The organism is Clostridia bacterium (genome assembly GCA_036562685.1).
Lineage (GTDB): Bacteria > Bacillota > Clostridia > Christensenellales > DUVY01 > DUVY01.
The window spans coordinates 1-2,898 of sequence record DATCJR010000073.1; the positions used below are offsets into that span (position 1 = coordinate 1).

A 2,898-nucleotide genomic window follows, 5' to 3' on the forward strand; every position below is an offset into this window, starting at 1 on the left:
GAACCGCAGCATGGGTCAAAAACCCTGCCATGAAGAGGCTGAATCATTTCAACAAGAAGTTTGACAACACTTGAGGGCGTGAAGAACTCGCCACCTCTCTTGCCCTCTTTTCTGGCAAATTCGGAAAGAAAATACTCATAAACTCTCCCTAAAACATCCAGTTCCTCATTTTTACCAAAATTAATGCTGCCAATCAAATTGACAATTTCGCCAAGAGTGTGCGGATCTAACGGCGCTTTGGTGTATACCTTAGGAAGAACACCTCGTAGCTGCTTCGGATTCTCTTTCTCAATCAAATCCATAGCGTCATCAATAAGTTTTCCTATATCGCTTCGCCGAGCATTTGCCATTATGTATTCGTATCGTGCTTGCTTGGGCACATAGAATACATTCGCAGCTATGTACTCATCTTTATCTTCCAATACAAGTTGCACTTCCTCTTCAGTTTCGCAATAATATTCCTCGTTTTCAGGGTCTTTTACTAACCGCTCTAACTCTTCCCTACGATATTTGAACGCATCTGAAATGTATTTCAAAAATATAAGACCAAGAACGATATGTTTATACTCTGATGGTTCCATATTATTTCGCAACCTATCGGCTGCTGCCCAAAGGGTTGAAGCAAAGTTTAACACTCCATCGTTATTCTGACCCATTTCCTTTTTCACTCCCCTAAATATTATTTCGCTTTTAATAAAATTAGGCTTTTTGCTCTTTCTTCTCCATACTATGGAAATAAGTATAAACCATGTTTCGAAGCAATCGGCTAATAGTTACATTGTAGCGTTGAGCAAGGCTTTTGATATACTCAAGCTCTGCATCGGAAACTTTTATATTAACCATTCTCCCTACCTTCGATTGGAAAGTATAATCTTCTAATAGCTGGTCGGGATGGAAATTATAGAGGATATACATAATCATCTTGGCACGGGTGGAAGCTATTTGGTTTTCAACTGCATATTCCTTTAATTTCTTATGCATTGCTGGACTCACTAAAGCCCATATTTGATGAGGCTTTCTCACGAAACAAATCCCTCCCTCTCTTTAATCATAGCACAATGTATAATAAAATTCATCAAGTTTTTTTTTAGATTTTTCTTTAAACTTCATGAGTAAAACTAAGCTTATACTGCAGCATTGAAAATTACCTTTTAAGACTGACTTTGGCAAATTATTTTGTTTTATTGCAAATATACTCTGTTTTTCTCACAATACTAATGTTTTTAGCAGTGAATTCCTTTTATTCTCTAATGCTTGATTTGTTTTTAAAATCGTGTCCAATATCTTCAATATCTTTTTCCATTGTTTTTTCAAACACAGTGCCTGACCTTCTTGGCTTTGATGTATTGATACAAAAATTGATTAACTACTGTTAATCTCTATTAATTTCCATTAACGGACATTAATACGGATTAATAAAGATTAATAGAAATTAACAGACATTAATAAAGCTGCCTCATCCAAAAAATAATTTTGGAGCTACATAAACTAATACCATCGGAATGCAGTCTTATAATTCTAAATTCGTTTTTGAAAACCAAAACAGGTTTAGAAAAAAGATAATGCTTACAGTAAAGCGTTTTTAAAAATGTATTATATTGCTTTGTTCAAGTTTTAATTTGAATATTTTTTGCAATTTTTTTATAAACCTATTGATGGATCCGATTATAAATGCTAAGATGTGTATCCGACAAATAAATAGATTATGAAAGGGGCTGAAAATTTAATATGGTAAAATTTGTTAAACTGGTCTGTTCGCCCAAAGGCACCTTTTGGATCTGCGTGCGGCGAATTGACTTTTGGCGAGATGAGGTTGAAATTGCAGTCCCGAATGAAAGCCAACAATTGGAAACGGTATACAAAAAAACATTTTTCTTACCCCTAAATCTGTTTACAACATTTGCAGCAAGATTGGCTGAAGCTTTTGTAATATAAATACAATTTCGATTTTAAAAACGAAAATTTTTGATTAAAGTTTCATATATTCAAAATCCTTCCCTTTATTTTTAAAAACGAAAGTCAAAAACGAAAAATAAAGCCTCTGTTCTGAAAACCAGAGTAGAGGCTTTATCATTTTATAGTGCTATAAAACCAATATTTTTTTAATCCTTAATCCTTTTCCCAATAAACATTTAGTAAAATTTGATTTTAAAATCCATTTTCAGTTACTATAAGAGCAAATAATAACATTTTAAGAAGGGAGAGTGATAGGGATGGAGCAAAATGATATCTGTATAAAGGATTTTAAAACGCTAATTGTCTGGCAAAAGGCAAGGGAATTAGCTCAAGATATATAATTTAATAACTGCTAATTTCCCTCAGTTTGAAACATATGCAATAAAATCACAAATAATAAGGGCCGCCGCTACCTCTATTGGGGCCAATATAGCTGAGGGTAACGGCCAGCTTTATAAGAAAAAACAAATCAATTTCCTTAATAATGCACTCGGCAGCGCATCGGAAACGCGCCATTGGCTTGTTATTGCTGCTGATAATGGATATATTTCTCAAGAAGATTATGACAAGCTTGAAGAAAAAACAGTTGAAATAATAAAAATGCTGATTAGTTTTATACGGGAAATTACAGGCTAAAAAAGAAAATGAGGAAATAGCATAACTTTATTACTTAAACCAAGTAAATATCTCAGTATTATTTGGGAATAAGTATATACAACCTGGCTTTATACTTATTCCCTATTTTTTGACTCTTTGCTCTTACTGTCCTATAAAAACTTCATCCTCCACCAAATCTACAACTATTGTTTTAGCCGTAACATAAAATCTAAGAAATATCTTCTCGTTAGTATCTACAATTTTCCCCATATCCCCTTCTTCAAGCTGAGAAATATAATTTTCATTTTTCCTGATTATCTCAGCCACTTTCTGTTCAATTATCTT

General features: G+C 33.4%; 5 protein-coding genes. 2 read left to right on the top strand and 3 right to left on the bottom strand.

Annotation, left to right across the window (positions count from 1 at the left end):
• The coding region (locus tag VIL26_03230) for a class I SAM-dependent DNA methyltransferase (GenBank protein ID HEY8389944.1) at window positions 1–656 on the bottom strand (656 nt) is incomplete at its 3' end.
• Between the two features lie 43 nt (window positions 657–699).
• Window positions 700–993, bottom strand: coding sequence for a hypothetical protein (locus VIL26_03235; protein HEY8389945.1), 294 nt, complete (start codon window positions 991–993; stop codon window positions 700–702).
• A 735-nt stretch (window positions 994–1,728) separates the two neighbouring features.
• Between VIL26_03235 and VIL26_03240 the strand changes: the two genes are divergently transcribed.
• The gene (locus VIL26_03240) at window positions 1,729–1,935 is read left to right on the top strand and encodes a hypothetical protein (GenBank protein HEY8389946.1); all 207 of its coding nucleotides are present in this window, start codon (window positions 1,729–1,731) and stop codon (window positions 1,933–1,935) included.
• Between the two features lie 402 nt (window positions 1,936–2,337).
• Window positions 2,338–2,592 (top strand): four helix bundle protein, encoded by a 255-nt coding sequence (locus tag VIL26_03245; GenBank protein ID HEY8389947.1) that lies wholly within the window; start codon window positions 2,338–2,340, stop codon window positions 2,590–2,592.
• Between the two features lie 123 nt (window positions 2,593–2,715).
• Here VIL26_03245 and VIL26_03250 read toward each other — a convergent pair.
• Window positions 2,716–2,898 (bottom strand): hypothetical protein (locus VIL26_03250; protein HEY8389948.1); only part of this gene is annotated, 183 nt, incomplete at its 5' end.

Coding starts and splice junctions, on each gene's coding strand:
- VIL26_03240 (HEY8389946.1), top strand. CDS start 1,729: ATGGTAAAATTTGTTAAACTGGTCTGTTCGCCCAAAGGCACCTTTTGG.